The sequence below is a fragment of the Solidesulfovibrio alcoholivorans DSM 5433 genome (assembly GCF_000702665.1).
Taxonomy (GTDB): Bacteria; Desulfobacterota; Desulfovibrionia; order Desulfovibrionales; family Desulfovibrionaceae; genus Solidesulfovibrio; species Solidesulfovibrio alcoholivorans.
The window spans coordinates 1-1,338 of record NZ_JNJA01000062.1 but is presented as its reverse complement, the minus strand read 5'-3'; the positions used below and the strand labels follow the sequence as shown (position 1 = coordinate 1,338).

The 1,338-nt window shown below is 47.6% G+C and carries 1 protein-coding gene and 1 pseudogene; both read right to left on the bottom strand.

Annotated features, from left to right (window positions below):
- Window positions 1-91: 91 nt before the first annotated feature.
- Window positions 92-238: pseudogene (locus tag Q368_RS25435) on the bottom strand (ArsR family transcriptional regulator); the annotation flags it as partial.
- A 46-nt stretch (window positions 239-284) separates the two neighbouring features.
- Entirely contained in the window at window positions 285-701 is a 417-nt protein-coding gene (locus Q368_RS26545) for a YybH family protein (RefSeq protein ID WP_162179677.1), read from the bottom strand.
- Window positions 702-1,338 lie beyond the last annotated feature (637 nt).

Below are 1,338 nucleotides of genomic sequence, written 5' to 3'. Positions count from 1 at the left end.
AGGGCCACTCGGCCTCCAAGGCGGCATGAGCACCAACCGGACTATAGCTTAACCCCGCCGCCAACCTGTCCAACCAAGCCGGACCACCTCATTTCTCGTCCATCTGCATCAGCTTCAAAAGATGGGCTTTCAGGTTGGTTTTCTTGATGCCGAAAGCGTCAATGATCTGCTGAGCTGTTTTCCCCTCAGTGATCATGGTGCGAAGTTTCATCGCGTCGAATTTCGATTCTTTGGGCATGGGTATCTCCTTGAGGTTTGATGTCAGATTGATCTGATCAGACAGATTAAGAATCTACCCATGATTCATGAGAATGCAAGACTTTCCATCCAGATTTACCATTTTTCCAGACCATCGTAAAAACATGCTTCGATTTCACCACTGATCCGTCATCCTGAGCCATCGAAGTGTTTTCTTCACTGACAAGGAGAGCTAGGTCGTGGGCTAACGGGGTAATTTTAACGGCAACAGGTTCGACAGTTTGCGATTTCCTTTGCGAAAAATATTCACCGACAGTTTCAACCCAAGTCTTCTTATCTCCGTAAAAATCAACACCGGCAACGGCAGTTACAGGGAAATCATCGCTATAAAACGATTCCCATTTCGCCGTATCGATTTTATTCAATGCCGAAACCAGTTGGTCAAACCGTTCTTTAACGGCCTTGACCACATCATTCTTTTCAGCTTCAGTCAATTGCAGCATCGATTTTTCCTTTTTTTCGACTGAATTGAGAGAAACCCGTAAAAACATCAACTTCAGTACCATCTTACGGTTTTCAGGACCATCAAAAACGCGGGAAAACGCGTATTTCTGAAAATGCATTATTACATGTAGATACGTCAGGCTATCTGCCCTACCCTCTCCTAGGACCAGAAACAGGGCTGTTTCAGGGGCATTGGCACTGATCGGGACTGAACATTCGCAGAGTCCTGCGATTCGACACCCCATTATCTAGCTGATTCCAGCAACTCCGAGCTGTTTCACAGAGTTTTCTGGGAAAGACTCAGTCGGCCATTATGTCGCTGATTCTGCTCTGAGGTGACCGACTTTACTGCCCAATCTGCTGAAAATCAGAAGATGTAGCATCCTGCACTCCAGAACTAGCTAAAATCTAAGTAGTTTCACTGAGAAAACAGTCGAAACCCTCTCCTGGGGATATTGGGGCTTGGGCTTTTCCCTCGGGCACACCACTTCCGCGCTCTACCGGGTTCCTCCTGGGACTTTTTCTGCTTGCCAAGGGGTTTGTGTCAAACAGCACCGAAAAGTGACCCCCAATCAGCGTCCAAAATTGACCCCCTCGATGTTGATGTCCGCCCTCCATCTAATCGGGGAGGGGGCG